General features: G+C 35.3%; 8 protein-coding genes. 7 read left to right on the top strand and 1 reads right to left on the bottom strand.

Features of this window, described 5'->3' with window-relative positions; translation table 11 throughout:
• Window positions 1–91 precede the first annotated feature (91 nt).
• The 7 genes from WFK35_RS20765 (at window position 92) to WFK35_RS20795 (ending at window position 4,279) form a co-directional block, all read left to right on the top strand.
• Window positions 92–658, top strand: coding sequence for an NAD(P)H-dependent oxidoreductase (locus WFK35_RS20765; protein WP_336734396.1), 567 nt, complete (start codon window positions 92–94; stop codon window positions 656–658).
• Between the two features lie 6 nt (window positions 659–664).
• On the top strand, window positions 665–925 hold the full coding sequence (locus WFK35_RS20770; protein WP_336734398.1) for a hypothetical protein: 261 nt from the start codon (window positions 665–667) through the stop codon (window positions 923–925).
• A gap of 163 nt (window positions 926–1,088) precedes the next feature.
• Window positions 1,089–1,643 carry a DUF1599 domain-containing protein gene (locus WFK35_RS20775; RefSeq protein WP_235131341.1) on the top strand — a complete coding sequence of 185 codons (555 nt, stop codon included), beginning with the start codon at window positions 1,089–1,091 and terminating at the stop codon, window positions 1,641–1,643.
• Window positions 1,644–1,658: 15 nt separating this feature from the next.
• A complete protein-coding gene (locus tag WFK35_RS20780) occupies window positions 1,659–2,771 on the top strand; it encodes a BT_3928 family protein (RefSeq protein ID WP_336734400.1) in 1,113 nt (370 codons plus the stop codon).
• A 27-nt stretch (window positions 2,772–2,798) separates the two neighbouring features.
• A complete protein-coding gene (locus WFK35_RS20785) occupies window positions 2,799–3,152 on the top strand; it encodes a TerB family tellurite resistance protein (protein WP_076392410.1) in 354 nt (117 codons plus the stop codon).
• Window positions 3,153–3,218: 66 nt separating this feature from the next.
• Complete coding sequence (tpiA, locus tag WFK35_RS20790) at window positions 3,219–3,977, top strand: triose-phosphate isomerase (RefSeq protein ID WP_336734401.1); 759 nt, start codon at window positions 3,219–3,221, stop codon at window positions 3,975–3,977.
• Between the two features lie 14 nt (window positions 3,978–3,991).
• The gene (locus tag WFK35_RS20795; protein WP_336734402.1) at window positions 3,992–4,279 is read left to right on the top strand and encodes a hypothetical protein; all 288 of its coding nucleotides are present in this window, start codon (window positions 3,992–3,994) and stop codon (window positions 4,277–4,279) included.
• Between the two features lie 82 nt (window positions 4,280–4,361).
• Here the strand turns inward: WFK35_RS20795 and WFK35_RS20800 are convergent.
• Window positions 4,362–4,663, bottom strand: a 302-nt coding sequence (locus WFK35_RS20800) for a DJ-1/PfpI family protein (protein ID WP_336734403.1), incomplete at its 5' end; no start/stop codon positions are given.

The raw sequence follows: 4,663 nt of genomic DNA on the forward strand, positions 1-4,663 counted from the left end.
ACTACTTGCAAATATAAAGTAATGGATTTAATTTTGTAACTTAAATTCTTTTAATCTTAATTATATTTAAATATTTAAAACTATTAAAATAATGAAAGCTTTAGTAATAAACGGACACGTACGATGGCCACAAATAGCCGAAGGTAAACTTAATCAGACAATTTTTGAAGAAAGTATAACCTCATTCAGAGAAAAAGGATACGAAATCCTGGAAACAACCATAGACAAAGGATATGATGTGCCACAGGAAGTAGAAAAATGGATAAATGCAGATTTTATTTTGTTTCATTTCCCTATTAACTGGTTCGGAATGCCAGCAAAAACCAAAGCATATATAGATACTGTGCTGATGAGCGGCTATGGAAAAATATACGCAGGAGACGGAAGAAATAACGGCGGGAAATATGGTACCGGCGGATTATTAAAAAGCAGGGGAATGATTGTGAATACATGGAATGCTCCTGAAGAAACTTTCGGAACTCCGGAACAATTATTAAGTGATATATCCATGGAAGATTTTACAAAACCATTTACGGCAGCTTTGCAGTTTCTTGGTGTAGAACCGCAGCCTACCTTTGCATTTTACGATGTTTTCAAAAACCCTGATATAGAAAACGATCTAAAGAAATATAAAGAACATATAACAAAATATATTTAACATATCATGAACAGAATACAGGTAATTTTAGCCATAGACACAAACAATCTTCCAGAAAATTTTCAGCAGATCCTGAAACATGAACAGGAAGTATTAGCAGACTGGAAAGAAAAAGGAATTCTGGAACATCTGTTTTTAACACAGACCAAAGATGCAGCCGTTATCATTCTGAAAGAGGTTGATGAAGCAAAAGAACTTATTGAAACTTTACCACTTTATCAGATAAAAAAAAGTGTGGAATACTTAAATTTAGTGAAACAGTTTTAAAATACAGTAAAAGAGTAAGAAGTAATTTTTACTCTTTTTTATTTGAATGGCTTTTTATAGTCATTGAATTTATCTGCGGTATACCAATTAATGATAATTCATAACTCAAAAAAAACCTATTGATTCCTGCCTATTTTGTATATTTGAAAGATTAAGAGAATTTATGTCAGAAACATCAGTACAGTTCGGGAAAGTTATCAGTCAGTGCCGCGAATTATTCAGCAAAAAATTACAGGATTACGGTGCAGCGTGGAGAGTTTTAAGACCAAGCTCAATTACGGATCAGATTTATATTAAAGTGAACAGAATCCGCACGTTACAAATGACTGACAAAAAAATGGTGGACGAAAGTGAAGAAGATGAATTCATAGCCATTGTGAACTATTCCATTATCGGACTGATTCAGCTTGAAAAAGGTTTTTCCAACGATTTTAATGAAAATAAAGAAGAGATTTTAGAGCTTTACAATCATTATGCGACAGAAGCACAGCAATTAATGGAAAGAAAAAACCATGATTACGGAGAGGCTTGGAGAGATATGAGAATTTCCTCTATAACAGATCTTATTTACCAGAAAGTTTTGAGAACCAAGCAAATTGAAGATAACCAAGGCGTTACTCTTGTTTCTGAAGGTTTGGACGCCAATTATTTTGATATGCTGAATTATGCGGTTTTCTGCCTGATCAAATTTTCTGAAAAAGCAGCCAGTGTAGAATAAAAAAACAAATTAATTATGATAAAAGGTTTATTACGATTTCTTCTTGCGGTTATTTTCATCCTTTCAGGGTTTGTAAAAGCAGTGGATCTGGTTGGTTTTTCCTTTAAAATGGAAGAATATTTTGCCCCGAATGTTTTTAATATGCCGTTCTTTGAAAAGTTTGCACTGCCGCTTTCGATATTTGTTGTGGTTCTGGAACTTATTCTGGGCTTTATGCTTTTGATTAAACTGAAACTTAAATTCACGCTTTCTGCATTAATTGCACTTTGTATTTTCTTTGGTTTCCTTACCTTTTATTCTGCCTATTACAATGTGGTAACAGATTGCGGATGTTTCGGGGATGCTATTAAATTTACGCCGTGGCAGAGTTTCATGAAAGATATTGTACTTCTGGTAGGATTAATTGCTGTTTTTATTCTTTACAGAAAAGATTTTAAGAAAAAAGATGCGTACAGCTACAGTGCAAAAAAAGAGACAGGAAATAAATTCAAATATATTCTTCTGGGCGTTTTTTCTGTTGCCATGATTCTGGTCGGCGCACACGGAATAGTTCATGAACCTGTTATCGATTTCCGCGATTATAAAATCGGAACCGATCTGAGAGCTGAAAAAGCTAAAATTGCTAAAAATCCGTCCCAGTATAAAACGTTTTATTCCCTGAAAAACTCTAAGACCGGAGAAGTTCTGAAAGTAAATCAGGATGATTATATCAAAAAAACAGAATATTGGGCAGAAGGATCACCATGGAAAATAGAAGAAGGAAAAAATGAATCTGTTCTGGTAAAAGAAGGCTACAAATCTGAAATTGCAAAATTCAAGCTTGAAGATACCACAGGAACGGATCTTACTCAGCAGATTATCAATGCTCCGAAAGCCATTTTAATTTTCACGTACTATCCGCAAAACGTTTCTCCAGAACTTATTAAACAGCTTGAAACTAAAGTAAAAACTCAGGGTACACCTGCTGTGTACGGGGTTTCAACGCTTCCGAATACTTTTAAATCCATTAAAAATTTGATGATGGATGCCACAGCCATTAAAACCATCGCAAGAAGCAATCCTTTTGTTCTGGTTCTTGAAAACGGAAAAATTGTGGACAAACAGCCTGCAAAAGATTATCTGAAATAAAAAAACACTAAAATTTAAACTATATCAATGCAAAAGTCTAACAAACCCATTGCCGGTTATCATTTATTGATGATTCTTTCTTCTGTAGACGGAGAATTTGCTCCGGAAGAAGGAATGCTTGTTCAGCAGTATCTAGCCGATGAATTTCCTTTTAAAATGAATCTTGATAATGAACTTGAAACCATTGCCCTACTTCAGCCGGAAGAATGGAAAGATCATTTTGAATTTCACGCACGTTGTTTCTACGACGATTCTACGGAAGAGGAAAGAACAAGTTTCATCCAGTTTGCCAAAACGCTTATTAAGGCGGATAATAAAGTAACGGATGAAGAGCATACTTTTTATACGCTTTTGAAAAATCTTTGGAATATTAATCGATAATTAGTCATTAAAAGTTAGAAATCCTTTTCTGACTTTTAGTTTTTAACTTTAAAATAAAAAGAAACTATGAAAAGAAAAATAGTTGCAGGAAACTGGAAAATGAACAAAAATGTAATTGACGCTCAACAGCTAATGGTTCAGTTACTAAGCTATAAAAATAACAATACAACCAACTGCGAAGTATGGATTGCGCCTCCGTCTCTGTATCTGATGATGGCGAAAGATGTTTTTGAAAAGGATGAAATCGGCGTTTTCGCTCAGGACATCAGTGAACATGAAAGCGGAGCGTACACAGGAGAAATCTCTGTGGATATGCTTGAATCGATTGATGCAACAGGTTCTTTAATCGGGCATTCTGAAAGAAGACAATATCACGGCGAAACAGATTCTCACTGCAACAGAAAGGTAAAATTAGCTTTGGATAAAGGTTTGATTCCTGTTTACTGTAACGGAGAAACTTTGGAACAGAGAAAAGCAGGACAGCATTTTGAAGTGGTAAAAAATCAGACTGAAGTAGCTCTTTTCACACTTTCAGCAGAGGAAATTAAAAAAGTAGTGATCGCTTACGAACCGGTTTGGGCAATCGGAACAGGAGAAACTGCAACCCCGGAACAGGCACAGGAAATCCACGCTCACATCAGAAGCATTATCGCTGCAAAATACGGACAGGAAGTTGCTGATGAAGTTTCTATTCTTTACGGAGGTTCTGTAAAACCGGATAATGCAAAGGAAATATTCTCTCAGCCGGATATTGATGGAGGTCTGATCGGCGGAGCCGCTTTAAAACTGGAAGATTTTTCTAAGATTATTGAAGCTTTTAATTAATCGAAAATAAGGCTGTGAAAAAATTTATACTGCTGTTTCTGGGAATATTATTATTTGATATTCTTTATGTGTTTATCTACGACCAGTTTTTCATCGGTATAAAACCTGAATTTTTGCAGTACCCGTTGTCAGTCATAAAAGTTTTGGCGAGCTCACCTGCAGTATTGTTTGATCCGTTACTGCCCTTTTATGCGCCAATTGCTTTTTATAAGGTATTCCTGATACTTTTAGGAAATGTTTTCATACAGACGTTTTTAATTTACAGGATGTTCTATAAAAAGACAAGATCTACAGAAAATTAAAAAATAAATCCGGCGGCATCTTCGATGCCGCCGGATTTTTTATAATCAGAGTTTGTAAAATTACAGTTTGTGCTTTTATATTTTAGATGGTCTGTTCTTCATGTTTGCCTTCTTTTATTTCTTCTACCATCTTTGCATTAAAGGCGGGAAGATCTTTCGGAGTACGGCTTGTTACCAAACCCTGATCTACTACAACTTCGCTGTCTTCCCAATTCGCTCCCGCATTTTTAAGATCTTTGCTGATTGAATTTACCGACGTCATTTTTCTTCCATCCACTACTTCGGCGTTAATGAGAATTTGTGGTCCGTGACAAATGGCAGCAACGGGTTTGTGCTGCTGGAAAAAGTCTCCTACAAAAGATAAAGCCGTTTCGTTGGTTCTTA

Origin of the sequence: Chryseobacterium sp. VD8, assembly GCF_037149975.1 — a bacterium.
GTDB lineage: Bacteria > Bacteroidota > Bacteroidia > Flavobacteriales > Weeksellaceae > Chryseobacterium > Chryseobacterium indicum.